The sequence below is a fragment of the Chromobacterium sphagni genome (assembly GCF_001855555.1).
Taxonomy (GTDB): domain Bacteria; phylum Pseudomonadota; class Gammaproteobacteria; order Burkholderiales; family Chromobacteriaceae; genus Chromobacterium; species Chromobacterium sphagni.
Genome location: NZ_MKCT01000001.1, coordinates 822,232 through 838,693, shown reverse-complemented (window position 1 = coordinate 838,693; position 16,462 = coordinate 822,232). Strand labels below are relative to the sequence as shown.

Sequence of the window (16,462 nt, the reverse complement as noted above, 5' to 3'; positions counted from 1 at the left end):
TCATTGCTCCTGATAGGGGGCGCCAAGCTGCACCGGCAGCCGGCCGGCGGCGATGGCGTCGCCGGCCAGGCAGCGGCTGGCCGCGTCGAGCGCGGCGTCGGCGAAGCCGTAGCTGATCAGCGCCGGCGCGGCGATGTCGGCGGCGGCGTACGGGTTCCATAATGCCATATGCAAGTCCGGTTTCCAGCTTTGCCGCTCGCGCGCGCCGTAGCGCTCACGCGTGGTGGAGGCCAGCACGGTGTACAGGCCGTCCTGGGGCAGCGTGTCCCAGTGCAGCGCTTCGCGTCGCTCGAAGCGCACCACCTCCAGCGCGTGGCGCCGCGATAGCGCGGCGATCAGCCGGTCCGCCGCCAGGCCTTCTTCCGACACGCCGTCGGACGGCGCCTGGTCCTGCACCACCAGCCGCAGCCGCCGGCCTGCCGGCAACGTTGGCAGCGGGCCGTGGGCGGTGAGCGCGCGCTGCCAGGCTTCGGCGAACAGCGCTTCGTCGGCGGCGCGCTGTTCGGCGCGGTAGGGCGCGTCGGCGCGGCTGGGGAAGCGGCGGATCAGCGCGTCCACCCGCTCGCTGGCTTCGATCAGCCTAGCGGTTGCCAGCTCGCCGCTTGCCAGCGCCGCCGCCACCGCGTCGGCACTGTGTTGCATTTCGTCGGCGAATTGCAGCACCAGCGCCAGGTCGGCGCCGGCTTTCAGCGTTTGTACCGCACCGAAGGCCTGGCCCCAGCGCTCGCGTATCGCCTTCATGTTCAGCGCGTCGGTGATGGCGACGCCGCGGTAGCCCAGCTCGCGGCGCAGCAGGCCGGTGAGGATGGCCGGCGACAGCGTGGCCGGCCACTCGGTATCCAGGGCGGGGAAGCGGATGTGGGCGCTCATCAGCGCCGGCGCGTGGCCGGCCAGCGCCTGGAACGGCGCCAGTTCGTAGTCGCGCAGCTCGGCCTGCGGCTTGTCCACCACCGGCAGGTCGAGGTGGGAGTCGGTATGGGTGTCGCCGTGGCCGGGGAAGTGCTTGACGCAGCAGGCCACGCCCTCGGCCAGGTGGCCATCCATCCAGGCGCGCGCCAGCAGGGCGGCGCGCGCCGGATCGGCGCCGAAGGAGCGTTCGCCTATCACCGGATTGGCCGGGTTGTTGTTGAGATCCAGCACCGGCGCGAAGTTCCAGTTGACGCCCAGGCTCTTCAGCCCGCGCGCCACCGCCGCGCCGACCTCGCGGCTCAGCGCCGCATCGTCCGCCGCCGCCAGCGCCATCGCTGACGGCGCCTGTGGCAGGAACTGCGTGCGCATCACCGCGCCGCCTTCCTGATCCAGGCCGATCAGGATGTCGTCGCCCAGCGCGGATTTGAGGTCAGCCACCAATTGGCGGGCGCGGGCGGCGTCCGGCACGTTGCGGCGGAACAGGCAGACGGCGCGTACCTGCAGCTTTTGCAGCCGGGCGGCGTCCTCGCGGGACAATTCCGGGCCGGGCAGGTCCACCATCAGGCAGCGGCCGGTCAGTTGTTGCGGGGGCAGGCTCATTTGACGGCTCCATCGAAACCGCGCAGGAAATAGCGCTGGGTGAACAGGAAGACGATCAGGATGGGCAGCACGGTCAGCACCGCGCCGGCCGCCACCACCCGGGTCTTGAAGCTGAAGGCGCCGGCGAGGTAGAGCACGCCCACCGACAGCGGAAACTTGTCCGGGCTGGACATCACGATGGACGGCCAGATGTATTGGTTCCACGCCGACACCGTGGTGAGGATGGTCAGCGCCGCCAGCGCCGGGCGCGACAGCGGCAGCATGATCTTCCAGAAGATCTGCCATTCGCCGGCGCCGTCCACCCGCGCCGCGTCTATCAGGTCCTGCGGCACCGCTTCGAACGCCTGCTTCATCAGGAAGATGCCCACCGCGCCGGCCAGCGTCGGCAGCACCACCCCGCTGTAGCTGTCGGTGAGCTGCAGCTTGGACACGGTGATGAAGTTGACCAGGAAATTGACCTCGCTGGGCAGGATCATGGTGGCCAGGATGGCGCCGAACACCAGCTTGCGGCCGGGAAAGCGCATCCTGGCCAGCGGATAGGCGGCCAGCGCGCTCACCAGCAGCGTGCCGGCCACGCTCAGCGCGGTGATGGCGATGGAGTTGCGGAAGAAGGCCAGCAGATCGATGCTGTCCGCCGCTTCGCGGAAATTGGCCAGCGACGGAGCGGTGGGCAGTAGCGCCGGCGGAAAGCTGAACACGTCGCCGTCGCTGGACAGCGCGGTGATCAGCGTCCACCAGAACGGGTAGACAGTGATCAGGGCTATCGCGGCCAGCGCCAGGTAGTGCAGCGCGCGGTTGGCCAGCTGGTTCAGCCGCGGGACGGCGCGGCGGGCTGCGGGCAGGGTAATGGCGGTCATGGCGTCTCCTCAGCGCTCGCGCGGTTGCAGATAACGGAAGTTGAGCCAGGCCAGCAGAATGCAGAACAGCGACATCACCAGGCTGGCGGCGAGCGCGCGGCCGAAGTTCAGCGACTTGATGCCGAACTCGTAGGCATAGAACAGCGCGGTGTAGGTGGACTGCATCGGCCCGCCCTTGGTCAGGATCTGCACTTCTTCAAACGCCTTCACCGCCGCCAGCACCGACATCATCGAGCACAGCAGGATGGTGGGAGCCAGCAAGGGCATGGTGATGCGCCAGAAGCGCTGCCAGCGGCCGGCGCCGTCCAGTTGCGCGGCCTCGTGCAGATCGGCGGGAATGGCTTGCAGGCCGGCCAGGTACAGCACCATATACCAGCCTATGCCGCGCCAGACGGTGATGAACATCACCGCGAACAGCGCGATGTGGTCGTCGCTGAGCCAGCCCACCGGGCTGTTGATCAGATGCAGCCACCGCAGCGCGGCGTTGAGCACGCCGTCCTCGGTGTACATGAAGTTCCAGATGATGCCTATCGCCGACACCGAGGTGACCACCGGCAGGTAGTAGGCGGCGCGGAACAGCTTGATGCCGGGCAGCTTGTTGTTGACCAGCACCGCCAGCAGCATGGCCAGCACCTGGATCGCCGGCACCACCAGCAGGTACAGCGCCGAATTCTTCAAGGCAACTATGAATAGCTCGTCGGCGAACAGCTCGCGGAAATTGTCCCAGCCCACCCATTGCGGCGCGTCTATCAGGTTGTAGCGGGTGAAGGCCAGCACCGAGCCGAAGCCCACCGGCCAGAACGAGAACAGCAGCATCAGCGCGAGCGCCGGCGCCAGGAACAGATAGGCTTGCAGCGTGGTTTTGCGTGGTTTGCGCATGGCGGGCTCCATCGGGCGGATTGATGACTGCCCGCCGCCATTGCCGGCGGCGGGCGCGAGTCGCGCTTACAGCTTGCCGTTCCAGTAGGCGGCGGCCTCGTCCAGCGCCTGCTTGGCGTCCTGTCGTCCGGTCACCGCTTTTTCCACCGCCGCCGCGAGTCGGGCCGACAGCACGTCGGCGTTCTTCACCGACAGGAACAGGGTGCGGGTCTTGTCCAGGTTGGCGGCGGCGATGCCCACCGCGCGCTCGGCCGCGCCGGCGTTGCCGGCCACCTGCTGGAAGTGCGGGTCTTGCGCCGCCTTGCGGGCGGTGGGCAGGGTGCCGGCCAGCTTGGCGAAGGCCAGCTGGTTGTCGGCGTTGGTCAGGTAATTGCCGAACTTGCCGATTTCCGGCAGCAGCGCCTTGTCCACATTGCGCGCCACCGCGAAGTTGAACATCCAGCCGCCGGCGGCGATGCCGGTGGGGCCCAGCGGCGCGGCGGCGACGCGGGTGTCGCGGTACAGCTTGGGCGCTTCGTCGCGCACCCGGGTCAGCGTGGTCGGCGTCGATTCCAGCATCGCCAGCCGGCCGCCGTTGTAGGCGGCCATCGCCACCTGGAAGTTGTCCTGGGCGAACAGGTTGTCTTTCAACAGCGCGCCGGATTTGTAGGCGTCGGCCAGCTTCTTGACGAAGGCGACGTGGGCCGGGCTGGTGAAGGCCGGTTTGCCGTCCTTCACCACTTCCAGGCCATTCTGCATCAGCAGCGCCTCGATCTTGGTGGGGCCCAGCGTCGGCGCGAAGCCGGCGACGCCGGTCCTGGCCTTGATGGTTTTGGCGTAGGCCAGTTCTTCGTCGAAGGACTTGGGGGGCTTGTTGGGATCGAGCCCGGCTTTCTTGAACAGCGCGGCGTTGTAGGCGATGACGTTGGCGCCGTTGTAGTGCGGGAAGGCGTAGACCTTGCCGTTGAAGGTGATGTCCTTCAGCGCGCCGGCGACGTACTGGCCCTTGTCTATCAGGCCGTCCAGCGGCTGGATCAGGCCCTCCTGCTGGTAGTCGTAAGCCCAGGGCACATTGAGGTTGACCAGCGCCGGAGGCTTGCCGGCGCCCACCGCGGCGGTGAACTTGGCCTGGATCACATCCCACGGGTAGTCGGTCCACTTCACTTCCACATCGGGATGCTGGGCGTTGTATCTGGCGATCATGTTCTTGAAATAGCCGTCGAACTTGGGCGACAGGCTCATGGTCCAGACTTCCAGCACCGGCTTGTCGGCGGCGAGGGCGGCCAGCGGCGCGGACAGGCCGGCAAAGATCAGCAGGGACAGGCTCAGGGTCTTCAGTTTCATCGTGCGGTTTCTCCTTTTCGGCTTCGCTTATCGGAACCGATGGGTGAAGCGGCCGGCACTGGCAGACCGGCTACTTGGTGGATCAGAAGGTTTTGCTGTAAGAAGCGATCACTTTCACGTCGTTGCGGTCGCCTTTGCCGTAACCAGCCTGTAAGAATCCTCCGCTTCTGAACCATCCAGGGTAAACGCCAATGCTGAATCCCTTGAGCGCGCCGTTTTGGACGCTGTAGCCCACGCTGGCATCGATTTCCTTGACGGTATAGGTGCGGTTGGTGTTCGGATTGAATGCGCCGTTGGAGTAGTTGCCGCTGACGCCCATGGTCAGACCGGGAACTCCGGCTTTAGCGAAGTCATAGCTGACGCCCAATTTGATGACCTTCATGCCATCCCAGACGAAGTCGTCGTCCTGGCCCCAGGTCTGGATGAAGTTGCGGTTGTCGCTGTTGCCGTATGGCGTCATGCGGAAGTTGACTTCGCCGCCGTCCGGGTTGTGGCTCTTGCCTACGCCGCCCTGCAGCGTGAGGCCGCCAGTGGTGTAGGCCAGGCTGGCGCTGCCGTGCCAGGCGGTTTGCGAGTTGGGCAGGCCCAGCGGCGCCTCGTCCTTACCTTGGAAGTAGTAGGCTACGCCGGTCAGGCTGTCGCCGCCCTGCAGCTTCCAGGTGTAGGAGCCGGCAATCTGCGCGGTGCGGCGGTAGTCCTTGCCTTCGCCGAAGCCGATGTCGACGAAGGCGTTTTCCGGCGCGTAGCGCAGGCCGACGCTGTTGACGTAGTCCACCTTGCCCGGATTGCTGCCGCTGCTGCGGCCCTGCTCCCAGGAGTTGGTCATGTCGCGGAAGCGGTTGTCCCATTCGTTGCGGAACTGGTCGGCCCAGCCGTAGCCGATTTCGAAGTCGCCAAGCTTGTATTTGCCCTCAAAGCCGCGGTAGGAGTGGGATTGCAGACCGCCGGAGGTGCCCAGGGTGCCGATGCTGATCGGGGTGTAGCCAGCGCGGGCGGAGAAGCCCTGGCCGTCCGGCGACTGGCGGAATTTCACCGCTGCCTGGCTCAGAACCGCGTCGCTCTTGTCCTGGCCGCCGCCGCCTTCCGCCGGATTGCTCATGTCCTTGTAGTCGTGGTAGAGCACTTCGGAAAAACCGATGCCTTTGGTCAGGCGGATGGAGCTATGGGCGGCGGCGTCGAAGCCCAGCCTGTCCCAGGCGTAACCGGAGCGGAAGTTCAGTCCCAGGTTCAGCGCGTTGACGCGGATATCGCCGCCGTTGCTGTTGTTGGGCTGTTTTTCCTGCCTATCGCGTCCGTAATACAGCGCGCTGAAGGTGGTTTCCGATTTGGTCAACAGGTCGTAGACATCGCTCTCGGGAATGGCCTGGTTGGTGCCTTTCAGCGGCGGGCCATCGCTGGACGGCGGGACGGAAGGTTCTTCCTCCGCCAGGGCCAGGCCGGAAAGGGCGGCCAGGACGGCCAAGAGTAAGACGCGCTGCTTGTGCATTTTTTAGCTCCAGGTCCAGTTGCGGAATCCATGCGTGGAAGTCCTGGAGGCAAGTTAGCTGGTCTTATAGTGGTCTTCAAATGGTATGAGACTATTCGGGTTGAAATTGATTGTCATGGCGTTGTAATGTTGCCATGCAGGATAAATAATCAAACAAAAGTATAAAAATAACGCTGAATTGAACAGATTTATTTTAAATAAAACCAAAATTTGGAATTTAGTTTTTATTTTGTGCGCAAGATGCCACTGGTGTTGATCAGGAGCGAAACCAATTCCAATTAAAGACCATTTTTATTTTCATAAAGGAAAATAAACCGGCGCAAGGCAAATGCTGCGTTGCAATATCTGACGGGGAGCCGATCTGGCTAGAGGCGGGGAGGCAGGTGTCCGCGCGGACAGCCCTGCCGCCGGATGGGACGCCGGCGGCAGGGCAAGGTCAGGCGCGCAGCGCGGTGGCGGAGGGGATGGCCGGCAGCGATGTATCGACCGAATGCGCCTGCCCGCCCGCCGGCAGCTTGAAGTGGCTGATGGCCACTTGCAGCGCGCCGGCCATCTGTTCCACCTGGCTGGCGGCCTCGGCGGTCTGTACCGCGGCGGCGCTGGTTTCCTCCGACATCTGCGCCACCTGCTCGACATTGGCGGCGATGCCGGTGCCGGCCTGCTGCTGTTCATTCAGCGAGATCGAGATGGTGGACAGCGACTGTTTCACCCTCTCCACATTGCCGCTGATGCCGGCAATGGCTTCGCGGGCGCGGGTAGCCTGGTTTAGGCCCACTTCCATCTGGTCCACCGTGTTGTGGATGTTTTCCACCACGTGCTGGCTGCTGTCCAGCATGTCGCGGATGCTGCCGCTGATTTCGGTGGTGGACTGCGCGGTACGCTCCGACAGCTTGCGCACCTCGTCGGCCACCACGGCGAAACCGCGGCCCTGTTCTCCGGCGCGCGCCGCTTCTATCGCCGCGTTCAGCGCCAGCAGATTGGTTTGCTCCGCCACGTCGCGTATCACTTGGATCACGTTGGCGATGTCCTGCGAGCGGCTGCCCATCAGGTCGGCCTGCTGCTGCGAGGCGCGCGCCTGTTCCGCCACGTGGTTGATGGTGCTCAGCGTTTCGCCGATGATGGCCTCGCCGCGGTGCGCCAGCTCGCCGCTGGACACCGAATCCTTGGCGACGTCGCTGGTGTGGTCGTTGACCGAGCAGATGCTGACCGACAGCTGCTCCACCGAGGCGGACATCGACGACGCGGCGCGGGTCTGCTCCTCGGCGCTGGTGGCCACCTGCTCCGAGGCGGCGGCCAATTCCGTCGCGCTGTTGGACAGTCTGAGGGTGATGGCCTGCATATTGCGCACCAACTGGATCAGCGCGCTCTGCATCCGCGCCATCGAGGCGACGATGCTGTGCTGGTCGCCCGGCTTCACCAGCAGCTTCTGTCCCAGGTCGCCTTCGGCGATGCGTTCGGCCAGCGCCACCACGTCGCGCGGCTCGCCGCCCAGCTCGGAGAGCAGGCCGCGCACGATGGCCAGCGCCAGGAGAAAGCCTATCGCCACACCGGCGACGATCAGCCCGATATTGGCGGCATGGCTGAACGAGGCGCGCTGCTGCGACTGGGCGAATTCCTCCGCCGCCACCCGCAGTTGCAGGTCGACCAGCGCCGAGATGCGCTGCGCCACCGGGTCCAGCGCCGGGTACATTTCCTGGTCGACATAGGCTTGCAGGGCCGCCGCGTCGCCGGTCTGCACCAGCTGGCGCAGCTTGTCCACGCTGCGGTTGGCGGTGGCCATCGCCGCTTCCGCCTGGTCGGCCAGTTGTTTTTCCTCCGGCGTCAGATAGGTGGCGCGGTAGTCGCTCCACTGCTGCTTCACGTCGGCTTGCGCCTTTTGCAGATTGTTGAAGAAGCTGGCCGGCGTCTGGCTACGGTTGCGCAGCTTCTGCGCGTTGTCGACTATGCCGACCGCGTAGCCGTCGCCGACTATCTTCAGCTGTTTCAGGCACACCACCCGGTCGTTGTAGGTGGTGGCGAAGTCGCCGAGTATGCCCTCCTGGGTGCGCAGGCCGTACAGGCCCACCAGGATGGGGATGGTGAGCAGGGCGACGACCATGATGGCCAGACGCTGGCTGATGGTGAGTTGGCTGAACATGACAGGCTCAATGTGGTGGAGGGCGAGGCCTCCGATATTCTTTGGGTAGCAGCCGTCATAAAGCTAAGCAATTGGATTAAGCGGTTTTAGGTAGAGGCACCTAGGACTATTACGGACTCGAGCCGGCTATCTATAAGCCGATGATTCCGTTATACTTTCGCGCCCGCCATCGCCGGCGGCGATAACCCTTACTCCAGCCCGGAATTGCCATGAGCCTGTTGCCGCATCAAGTCGAACTGCTGTCACCCGCCAAAACCGCCGAAATCGGCCGCGAAGCCATCCTGCACGGCGCCGACGCGGTGTATATCGGCGGGCCGTCGTTCGGCGCGCGGCACAACGCCTGCAACAGCATCGAGGACATCGCCTCCCTGGTGAAGTTTGCCCACCGCTACCACGCGCGCATCTTCACCACGCTCAACACCATCCTGCACGACGCCGAGCTGGACGCCGCGCGCGCGCTGATCTGGCAGCTGTACGACGCCGGCGTGGACGCGCTGATCGTGCAGGACATGGGCATCCTGCAGATGGACCTGCCGCCGATCCAGCTGCACGCCTCCACCCAGTGCGATATCCGCGACGCCGACAAGGCGCGCTTCCTGTCCGACGCCGGCTTCTCGCAGGTGGTGCTGGCGCGCGAGCTGACCATCCCGCAGATCAAAAAGATCGCCGACCGGGTGGCCGATTCCGCCACCATCGAATACTTCATCCACGGCGCGCTGTGCGTGGCCTTCTCCGGCCAGTGCTTCATCAGCCACGCCGACACCGGCCGCAGCGCCAACCGCGGCGACTGCTCGCAGGCCTGTAGGCTGCCCTACACGCTGACCGACGAAAAGGGCGGGGTGGTGGCCTTCGACAAGCATCTGCTGTCGATGAAGGACAACAACCAGAGCGCCAACCTGGAAGCGCTGCTGGACGCAGGCGTGCGTTCGCTGAAAATCGAGGGCCGCTACAAGGACGTGTCCTATGTGAAGAACATCACCAGCCACTACCGCTTGCTGCTGGACGAAATCTTCGAACGCCGCCCGGAACTGGCCCCGGCCGCCAGCGGCACCAGCGAGATCTTCTTCACTCCCAACCCGGACAAGACCTTCCACCGCGGCGCCACCGACTACTTCGCCACCGGCCGCAAGCAGGACATCGGGGCGTTTGATTCGCCCAAGTTCGTCGGTCTCGGCCTGGGCGTCGTGCACAAGGTGGGGGACGCCTGGCTGGAAATCGCCACCACCGAGCAGATGTCCAACGGCGACGGCATCAACTTCATGAAGAAGCGCGAAGTGGTGGGCATGCAGCTGAACACCGTCAAGCAGGTGGGCAAGGCCGAGGGCGGCCTCTTGGTTTGGCGCTGCGAACCCAACGACCCGGCCGCGCTGGCCGGCCTGAAACCGGGCGCCGACATCAGCCGCAACCGCGACCACGCCTGGGAGCTGGCTTTGCTGAAGAAATCGGCCGAGCGCCGCGTCGGCGTATGGGCCACGCTGTCGGAAACCGCCGACGGCCTGGCGCTGACTTACACCGATGCCGACGGCTGCTCCGCTACCGCCTGCGCGCAGCTTGCGCTTGAACCGGCCAAGGACGCGGCCCGCGCCGAGCAAAGCCTGCGCGACAGCCTGGCCAAGCTGGGCAACACCATGTTCCAGGCGCACGACGCGGCGCTCAATCTAAGCCAGCCGTGGTTCGTGCCGGCATCGGCGATCAACGGCCTGCGCCGCGAGGCGGTGGAAAAGCTGGAAGCCGCCCGCCTGGCCGCCTGGCCGCGCCAGCCGCGCAAGGCGGCGGTGGAGCCGCTGGTGCGGTTTCCGCAGACCGAGCTGAGCTACCTGGCCAACGTCTACAACGCGCTGGCCTGGGACTTCTACAAGAAGCACGGCGTCGAGGTGATCGAGCCGGCCTACGAGGCGCATCAGGAGGAGGGCGAGGTTTCGCTGATGATCACCAAGCACTGCCTGCGCTTCTCCTACAATCTGTGCCCCAAGCAGGCCAAGGGCGTGAAGGGGGTGATGGGCCAGGTGCGCGCCGACCCTATGGTGTTGAAGTCCGGCACTGAAACCTACACGCTGAAATTCGAATGCCGTCCCTGCGAGATGCATGTGATGGGCAAGATGAAGAAGCACATCCTGAAGTCGCCGCCGCCGAGCGAAATCCCGGCCTCCGCGCCGATTACTTTCTTCAAGCAGCGGCCGCAGTGATTGGCTAGGGTGCGGTTCCCCATAGGTGCGACGCACCGATACGTGCGGCTGTTACAAAAAGGGCAAGCCTTCGAAGGCTTGCCCTTTTTGATTGTCTAGAGTATTGGACTGTTAATTCACTTGCCATTCGCTGAGTGTTTCGCTCAAATGCAATGACATTTAAATTTCACTTTGTGTTGTGATTAATGTGTCGAGAGTTGGCGAGCGCATGGAAATCCGTTTGATCAAGGCAGGACTGGATGATGCCGTCGCGCTACACCTGATGCAGGTGGAGGCGTTTACGCCTTTGCTGCGGAAATATCAGGATCATGCTTTCAGTCCTGCGACCGAGTCCTTGGACAGGCTGATAGAGAAATTAAAACAACCGAATTCCGATTTCTATCTGATCCGGCGCGGCGATGAGTCTGTTGGCGCGATCCGTGTGGTGAGTCTGAATGGCGGCGAGCAAGGCCGGATCAGCCCCGTTTTCATCCTTCCCGCTTTCCAGAGCCAGGGCCTGGCCCAGCAAGCCATACGGTTGGTGGAGCAGTTATATCAACCCAGCCATGGTTGGTGCCTGGATACCATTCTGGAGGAGGAGGGCAATTGCCATCTGTATGAGAAACTGGGTTTTGTCCGTTTCGGCGCAGCCAAATTGGCGCAGCCGGGCATGCATCTGGTTTCCTACCGGAAAGCGGCGGTGGGTTAGCGCCAGCTATCCGGTAGGGACTGGTAAAGATTTATGCTGCTAGCCTAATTGCGTCCCGCCATTACGCCGCCATCCACATCCAGCACCGTGCCGGTGATCCAGCCGGCCTTGTCCGACAACAGAAATTCGATGGCGTTGGCCACGTCATCGGCGCTGCCGATGCGCCCCAGCGGGTGGAAGTTGTTGAAGCCGGCCAGGGCGGAGGGAATGTCTTCCGCCGCGATGAAGGACTGGTAGATGGTGGATAGCACCACCGCCGGGGCCACCGCGTTGACGCGGATGTCGTCGCCGGCCAGCTCCATCGCCAGGTGCTGGGTGAGGGCGTGCAGGCCGGCTTTTTGCATGGAGTAAGCCGACGATGGCGTGGCTTTCACCGCCTGATGCGCCCACATGGAGCCGATGTTGACGATGGCCCCGCCGCCATGGCGGCGCATATTGCGCGCCACCGCCTGGGTGATGAAGAAGAAGGCCTTGTTGATGTCCAGCTGGCGGTCGTAGTCCTGCTCGCTGTGTTCCAGGAAGCTGACCGGCTGAAAGAAGCCGGCGGCGTTGACCAATTGTCCGATGGGGCGGCTTTCCGCGTCCAGGCGGGCGATGAAGGCGCGCACCTGTTCCGGCTGGTGCAGGTCGACCACGGCGGTTTCCACCTGGCCGCCGCTATCGGCTTCCAGCTCTTCCTTGGCGGCGGCCAGCTTGTCGGCGTCGCGCGCCACCAGCAGGGCGATCTGGCCTTGGCGCAGCAGGCGGCGCGCGCTTTCCTTGCCCATGCCGCTGGAGCCGCCAACAATCAGGGCGATAGAATGGGAATGTGTCACGCTTGTTCTCCGTATGGTGAGGGGATGGGCGCAGCTTAAAAGCGCGCCAAACCCTTGAACAGCAGGCACAAATCGGTAAGCCACTTACTTTTTGGTGCATCTTGATGAAGGCGCAGGAAAAAAAATTTCCCCGGAAGTCGCCGCCGGAACGCAGCGCGCGCATGGTGGAGAGCATTTACGGCTGCAAATGGTCGTTGACGGTTTACCAGTTGCTGGCCTGCGGCATCAATCGTCCCGGCGAAATGGTGCGGCAGGTGGAGGGTTTGAGCACCAAGGTGCTGAATGAGTGCCTGCGCCGCAATATGGAGTTCGGGATTTTGGAGCGGGTGGCCTACGACGAGTCGCCGCCCCGGGTGGAATACCGGGTCACGCCGTTTGGCGGCAAGTTTGTGCGAGTGCTGGATGAGCTGGAAAAACTGCAGCAGGAGCTGGAGCGAGGTGACGCGCCGCCGGGCTAGTCTTCCCCTAGGCCGTCCGGCCGCAGAATGCGCGCTTTCCGGCCAAGGGAAAACTTTTCGCAAGGCAGGAGCACGATATCAAGGCGCTATCGCTATGGGCCGATTCTTTTGCGGCGCCGGCTATTCGGTGATCCAATAGTCATATCCACAGAATAGGGGCCGACGATGATCTACCCGATGTTCGCGCTGGTGTTGCTGACTTTCTTTGTGGGCATCCGTCTGGGAAGCGCCCGTTTCGCCAATGCCCGCTCCGGGCGGGTGAAGCGCAGCTATTACCGGCTGATGCAGGGCGATGCGCCGCCCGAGGGCGAACTGAAGCTGGCGCGCAATTTCTCCAATCTGTTCGAAGCGCCGATGTTGTTCTACGTGGCCGGCGCCATCGTCATCGCCAAAAATCTGGCCACGCCGGCCATGCTGGCGCTGGCTTGGGGCTATGTCGCGCTGCGGGTGGTCCATACCGCCATCCACCTTGGCTACAATCACCCGCTCCACCGTTTTCTGGCTTTCCTGGCGTCCTGCGTGCTGTTGCTGGCGCTGTGGGGCCGGCTGGCATTCTCTTGGTGAACGCCGGCGCAAAGGGCGAACCGCGGCTTTGTCCTTGCCGATGGCTTGGATGCTGAATCCGGGCCATGAGGAGCAGCCCGGCAGCGTCAACGGGCAATTCCAGCCGCTGGCCAAGGCGCTGTTCCGAGCATGGCGGTATCATGGACGGGTATCCGCTTATGGGAGCGACGATGCAAGCCGCTGATCTGCAAGATTATTTGTACCAGCATATTCCGCTGTCCCGCGCGATGGAGGTGGCCGTGGCCGCCGTCGCGCCGAATGGCGTGACGCTGACCGCGCCACTGGCGCCCAATATCAACCACCGCGCCACAGTGTTCGGCGGCAGCGCGTCGGCGCTGGCCATCCTGGCCGCCTGGTCCTTGCTGCATACCCGCTTGCGGGCAGAAGGGTGGACCGCCACGCTGGTGATCCAGCGCAACAGCATGGAATACCAGCAAGCCATCGCCGGCGCGTTTTCCGCGCATGCGGTCCTGGCGGACGCCGATGGCTGGGAGCGCTTCATCAAAACCTTGTCGCGCCGCGGCAAGGCGCGCATCGAGGTGGCGGCGGTGTTGGAGTGCGATGGCGCGGAGGCGGGCCGGCTATGCGGCGAGTTCGTGGCCTTGGCCGGCCAGCGGGCCCCGGCAATGCGGCTTGCCCAACCGGGATAGCCGCCATGCCCAATCTGCCATCCCGCTACCCCGGCTCGGCCTGGCCCGACTACCGCGGCGGCAGCCTGCTCAACCTGATGCAGACGCTGAGCGTGGAGCTGGGCGGGCCGGATCTTGGCCACGCGTCGCTGCGTTCCGGCGCGCTGGCCGGCATAGGCCGCCACCGCCATGTCTGCCTGCTGCTGATAGACGGCCTGGGCGACGCGCAGCTGGCCAGGCTGGGGCCGGACAGCCGCTTGCGCGAGCTGCGGCGCGAGGCGCTCAGCAGCGTGTTCCCGCCCACCACCGCCGCCGCGGTCACCACGGTGCTCACCGGCCAGCCGCCGGCGGCGCATGGCCTGATAGGCTGGCATCTGCTGCTGGACGAGGAAATCATCGCGCCGCTGCCGCTGTATGTGCGCCATCCCGGCACCAGCGCCAGCGCGCCGCAGGCATTGGCCGACGCGTTGTACCGCGCGCCGCCGCTGTTCGACCGCCTGGCGCGGCCGGCGGCCTGTCTGTTGCCGGACTTCATCGCCGATTCGCCGTGCAGCCGCTTTCACGCCGGCGGCGCGCAGCGGCTCGCCTACCATGGCCTGGAGGATGCGTTCGCCCGGCTGGCGGCGCGGCTGGCGTCGCCGGAACCGGCCTTCCATTACCTGTACCTGCCTCAGTTGGACACGCTGATGCATGAGCTGGGCCCGGACGCGGATGCGGCGCGCCTGTTGCTGGACCGGATCGATGCCGGCTTTGCCGGATTGTCGCAGGCGGCCGCGCGCAACGACGCGGCGCTGGTGGCGATAGCCGATCACGGCTTCGTCGCCGCGCCGGCGGCGCAATGGCTGGATCTGGACGCCGACGCCGAGCTGTACGGCATGCTGGCGCGGCCCTTGTCCGGCGAGACAAGGCTGGCCTATTGCCATCTCAGGCCAGGCTGCGCGGAGCGCTTCATCGAACTGGCCAGGCAGAGAATAGGCCACGCTTGTTGGGTGGCGCCCGGCGCCGAGCTGCTGGCCGCCGGCGTGTTCGGCCCCGGGCCGGCGCACCCGGAGCTGGAGCGCCGCTGCGGCGAGGCGGTGCTGATCGCCAGGCCCGGCTGGAATATCCGCGACACGCTGGCGCACGAGCAGCCGCTGCGGCTGGCTGGCGTGCATGCCGGCGTCCAGCCCGACGAGATGAGCATTCCGCTGATCGTGTTCCGGCCGTGAAGCCGGGCGGGCTTGCCACTGCTGCTATGCTGGCATGGTTTTCATCGCTTCAAGGCAGGGCTTTGCATGTACAACAATGACGACCTGGACGCCGCTGCGGCGGCCGGGATTTTCAGTCAGCAGGCGATAGACGACTTCCGCGCGCTGGCGGCGCGGCGGCGCCATACCCAGATGGCGGACGAGGAGCATTTCCGCTTGCTGTCCGGCTTCAACGACATTTTCGTGGTGATCGCCAGCGTGCTGCTGCTGGTTTCGGTCGGCTGGGTGGCCGGCGCGCTGTCCAAGCCGCTGGCGCCGTGGCTGGCGGCGGCGGTGTCCTGGCCGCTGGCGGAATATTTCGTCCGGCGCCGACGCATGGCCTTGCCGGCCATCCTGCTATTGGGCAGCTTCGTGCTGTGCAGCGGCGGCGGGATGCTGGCGCTGTGCCTGGAATGGTTTCCCGGCGATGGCGGGGTGGCCAGGCCGTTGGCGCTGCTGGCGTCCGGCCTGACGGCGGCGCTGGCCGCCTGGCTGCATTGGCGGCGCTTTAGGGTGCCGGTCACCGTCGCCATGGGCGTAGGCGCGTGGGTGGCGATGGCCGCGCTGGCCATCGAGGGGCTGCTGCCGCAGTGGCAGGGCCTGTCCAATGGGGTGTTGGCGGCGGGCGGCGTGTTGGCCTTTTTATTGGGCGTCCACTGGGACCGGCAGGACCCGGCGCGGCAGAAGCGGCAGTCCGACGTGGCGTTCTGGCTGCATCTGCTGGCGGCGCCGCTGCTGGTGCATCCGCTGTTCTCGATGCTGGGCATCATGGATGGCAACACCGGCATGGCGATGCTGCTGGCGGTGATCGCGCTGTACGCGGTGTTCGGCCTGGTGTCGCTGGTGATAGACCGCCGCGCGTTGATGGTGTCGGCGCTGGCCTATGTGCTGTACGCCTTCAACCAGTTGCTGCAGCATGCGGGTTTGCAGAGCGCCGGCTTTGGCGTGGCCGGCCTGTGCATCGCTTCCGGCCTGCTGCTGTTGTCGGCGTTCTGGCAGCCTTGCCGTAGCGCGGTGCTGCGGCGCCTGCCGTCCAAGCTGCGGGCGTGGCTGCCGCCGTTGAAATAGATGTGTCGTGATGGTCCGCAAGATGGCGCGGCGGCGTCTGGCGCGGGCTTCCCGGTACAGGCTGGTGCCCAATGCTGGCCTGCGGCGGATGGAGTTTTACTGACACAGGACGCGCCGACGGCGCGCCAAGAAGAGGGACGCAGATGGAAACCGCTTATGCTGGCAGCGAGTCCGACAAGCACGACATCGACCGCCTGATCGCGGATTTTTTTGCATTGTTCGATAATCGGGACGGCGCCCAGCCCGATCTGGAGCGTATTTTCGTCATGTTCACCGCCAATGGGCGGATCACCAAGGTCGAGGGGACGCAGGCGCAGGAATGGTCGGTGGAGGCGTTCCTCGCGCCGCGCCGCATTTTGTTGTCCGGCGGCGAGTTGCGCGATTTCTGCGAGCGGGAAACCAGCGAGCAGACCTGGATAGGCGGCGACATCGCCAGCCGGATCAGCCGCTACCGCAAGTCCGGTCGGCTGCGCGGCGAGCCGTATGCCGGCGGCGGCGTCAAGCTGTTCCAGCTGATCCGCGGCGCCGACGGCTGGCGCATCGCCGCGCTATGCTGGCAGGACCAGCCATGAGCGCTGCACGCCGTTTGGGGTCGCGGCGGCGCGGCTCTGATCGTACCATTCCCTACCCAGGCTTC

15 protein-coding genes are annotated in these 16,462 nt (G+C 65.1%); 8 read left to right on the top strand and 7 right to left on the bottom strand.

The window, feature by feature from the left end:
• The 6 genes from nagZ to BI344_RS04040 all read right to left on the bottom strand — a co-directional run bounded on the left by nagZ (position 1) and on the right by BI344_RS04040 (position 8,191).
• Positions 1 to 1,509: a beta-N-acetylhexosaminidase gene (gene nagZ, locus BI344_RS04065; RefSeq protein ID WP_071111644.1), complete on the bottom strand. Its 1,509-nt coding sequence runs from the start codon at positions 1,507 to 1,509 to the stop codon at positions 1 to 3.
• Entirely contained in the window at positions 1,506 to 2,366 is an 861-nt protein-coding gene (locus tag BI344_RS04060) for a carbohydrate ABC transporter permease (protein ID WP_071111643.1), read from the bottom strand. The genes nagZ and BI344_RS04060 overlap by 4 nt, the downstream gene beginning before the upstream one ends.
• A gap of 9 nt (positions 2,367 to 2,375) precedes the next feature.
• Entirely contained in the window at positions 2,376 to 3,245 is an 870-nt protein-coding gene (locus BI344_RS04055) for a carbohydrate ABC transporter permease (RefSeq protein WP_071112061.1), read from the bottom strand.
• A 66-nt stretch (positions 3,246 to 3,311) separates the two neighbouring features.
• Positions 3,312 to 4,568, bottom strand: a complete 1,257-nt coding sequence (locus BI344_RS04050; RefSeq protein WP_071111642.1) for an extracellular solute-binding protein — start codon at positions 4,566 to 4,568, stop codon at positions 3,312 to 3,314.
• 82 nt (positions 4,569 to 4,650) lie between these two features.
• The gene (locus BI344_RS04045; protein ID WP_071111641.1) at positions 4,651 to 6,054 is read right to left on the bottom strand and encodes an OprD family outer membrane porin; all 1,404 of its coding nucleotides are present in this window, start codon (positions 6,052 to 6,054) and stop codon (positions 4,651 to 4,653) included.
• A 436-nt stretch (positions 6,055 to 6,490) separates the two neighbouring features.
• Positions 6,491 to 8,191, bottom strand: a complete 1,701-nt coding sequence (locus BI344_RS04040; protein WP_071111640.1) for a methyl-accepting chemotaxis protein — start codon at positions 8,189 to 8,191, stop codon at positions 6,491 to 6,493.
• 209 nt (positions 8,192 to 8,400) lie between these two features.
• Here BI344_RS04040 and BI344_RS04035 point away from each other — a divergent pair, with 209 nt between their 5' ends.
• Both BI344_RS04035 and BI344_RS04030 read left to right on the top strand, forming a co-directional pair.
• Complete coding sequence (locus tag BI344_RS04035; RefSeq protein ID WP_071111639.1) at positions 8,401 to 10,377, top strand: peptidase U32 family protein; 1,977 nt, start codon at positions 8,401 to 8,403, stop codon at positions 10,375 to 10,377.
• Between the two features lie 208 nt (positions 10,378 to 10,585).
• The gene (locus BI344_RS04030) at positions 10,586 to 11,065 is read left to right on the top strand and encodes a GNAT family N-acetyltransferase (RefSeq protein ID WP_071111638.1); all 480 of its coding nucleotides are present in this window, start codon (positions 10,586 to 10,588) and stop codon (positions 11,063 to 11,065) included.
• Between the two features lie 44 nt (positions 11,066 to 11,109).
• Here the strand turns inward: BI344_RS04030 and BI344_RS04025 are convergent, their stop codons facing one another.
• Entirely contained in the window at positions 11,110 to 11,880 is a 771-nt protein-coding gene (locus BI344_RS04025) for an SDR family NAD(P)-dependent oxidoreductase (RefSeq protein WP_083370056.1), read from the bottom strand.
• A 104-nt stretch (positions 11,881 to 11,984) separates the two neighbouring features.
• Between BI344_RS04025 and BI344_RS04020 the strand changes: the two genes are divergently transcribed.
• The 6 genes from BI344_RS04020 (at position 11,985) to BI344_RS03995 (ending at position 16,397) form a co-directional block, all read left to right on the top strand.
• Positions 11,985 to 12,338 (top strand): winged helix-turn-helix transcriptional regulator, encoded by a 354-nt coding sequence (locus BI344_RS04020; RefSeq protein ID WP_071111636.1) that lies wholly within the window; start codon positions 11,985 to 11,987, stop codon positions 12,336 to 12,338.
• Between the two features lie 165 nt (positions 12,339 to 12,503).
• Complete coding sequence (locus BI344_RS04015; RefSeq protein WP_071111635.1) at positions 12,504 to 12,902, top strand: MAPEG family protein; 399 nt, start codon at positions 12,504 to 12,506, stop codon at positions 12,900 to 12,902.
• Between the two features lie 170 nt (positions 12,903 to 13,072).
• Positions 13,073 to 13,552 (top strand): YiiD C-terminal domain-containing protein, encoded by a 480-nt coding sequence (locus tag BI344_RS04010; protein WP_071111634.1) that lies wholly within the window; start codon positions 13,073 to 13,075, stop codon positions 13,550 to 13,552.
• A 5-nt stretch (positions 13,553 to 13,557) separates the two neighbouring features.
• A complete protein-coding gene (locus BI344_RS04005) occupies positions 13,558 to 14,739 on the top strand; it encodes an alkaline phosphatase family protein (RefSeq protein WP_071111633.1) in 1,182 nt (393 codons plus the stop codon).
• A 66-nt stretch (positions 14,740 to 14,805) separates the two neighbouring features.
• Positions 14,806 to 15,825, top strand: coding sequence for a hypothetical protein (locus BI344_RS04000; RefSeq protein WP_071111632.1), 1,020 nt, complete (start codon positions 14,806 to 14,808; stop codon positions 15,823 to 15,825).
• Between the two features lie 143 nt (positions 15,826 to 15,968).
• Entirely contained in the window at positions 15,969 to 16,397 is a 429-nt protein-coding gene (locus tag BI344_RS03995) for a hypothetical protein (RefSeq protein WP_071111631.1), read from the top strand.
• The last annotated feature ends 65 nt before the right edge of the window (positions 16,398 to 16,462 follow it).

Excerpts from the sequence above, each read along its gene's own strand:
- nagZ (WP_071111644.1), bottom strand. The coding sequence starts at position 1,509 with ATGAGCCTGCCCCCGCAACAACTGACCGGCCGCTGCCTGATGGTGGAC.
- BI344_RS04060 (WP_071111643.1), bottom strand. The coding sequence starts at position 2,366 with ATGACCGCCATTACCCTGCCCGCAGCCCGCCGCGCCGTCCCGCGGCTG.
- BI344_RS04055 (WP_071112061.1), bottom strand. The coding sequence starts at position 3,245 with ATGCGCAAACCACGCAAAACCACGCTGCAAGCCTATCTGTTCCTGGCG.
- BI344_RS04050 (WP_071111642.1), bottom strand. The coding sequence starts at position 4,568 with ATGAAACTGAAGACCCTGAGCCTGTCCCTGCTGATCTTTGCCGGCCTG.
- BI344_RS04045 (WP_071111641.1), bottom strand. The coding sequence starts at position 6,054 with ATGCACAAGCAGCGCGTCTTACTCTTGGCCGTCCTGGCCGCCCTTTCC.
- BI344_RS04040 (WP_071111640.1), bottom strand. The coding sequence starts at position 8,191 with ATGTTCAGCCAACTCACCATCAGCCAGCGTCTGGCCATCATGGTCGTC.
- BI344_RS04035 (WP_071111639.1), top strand. The coding sequence starts at position 8,401 with ATGAGCCTGTTGCCGCATCAAGTCGAACTGCTGTCACCCGCCAAAACC.
- BI344_RS04030 (WP_071111638.1), top strand. The coding sequence starts at position 10,586 with ATGGAAATCCGTTTGATCAAGGCAGGACTGGATGATGCCGTCGCGCTA.
- BI344_RS04020 (WP_071111636.1), top strand. The coding sequence starts at position 11,985 with ATGAAGGCGCAGGAAAAAAAATTTCCCCGGAAGTCGCCGCCGGAACGC.
- BI344_RS04015 (WP_071111635.1), top strand. The coding sequence starts at position 12,504 with ATGATCTACCCGATGTTCGCGCTGGTGTTGCTGACTTTCTTTGTGGGC.
- BI344_RS04010 (WP_071111634.1), top strand. The coding sequence starts at position 13,073 with ATGCAAGCCGCTGATCTGCAAGATTATTTGTACCAGCATATTCCGCTG.
- BI344_RS04005 (WP_071111633.1), top strand. The coding sequence starts at position 13,558 with ATGCCCAATCTGCCATCCCGCTACCCCGGCTCGGCCTGGCCCGACTAC.
- BI344_RS04000 (WP_071111632.1), top strand. The coding sequence starts at position 14,806 with ATGTACAACAATGACGACCTGGACGCCGCTGCGGCGGCCGGGATTTTC.
- BI344_RS03995 (WP_071111631.1), top strand. The coding sequence starts at position 15,969 with ATGGAAACCGCTTATGCTGGCAGCGAGTCCGACAAGCACGACATCGAC.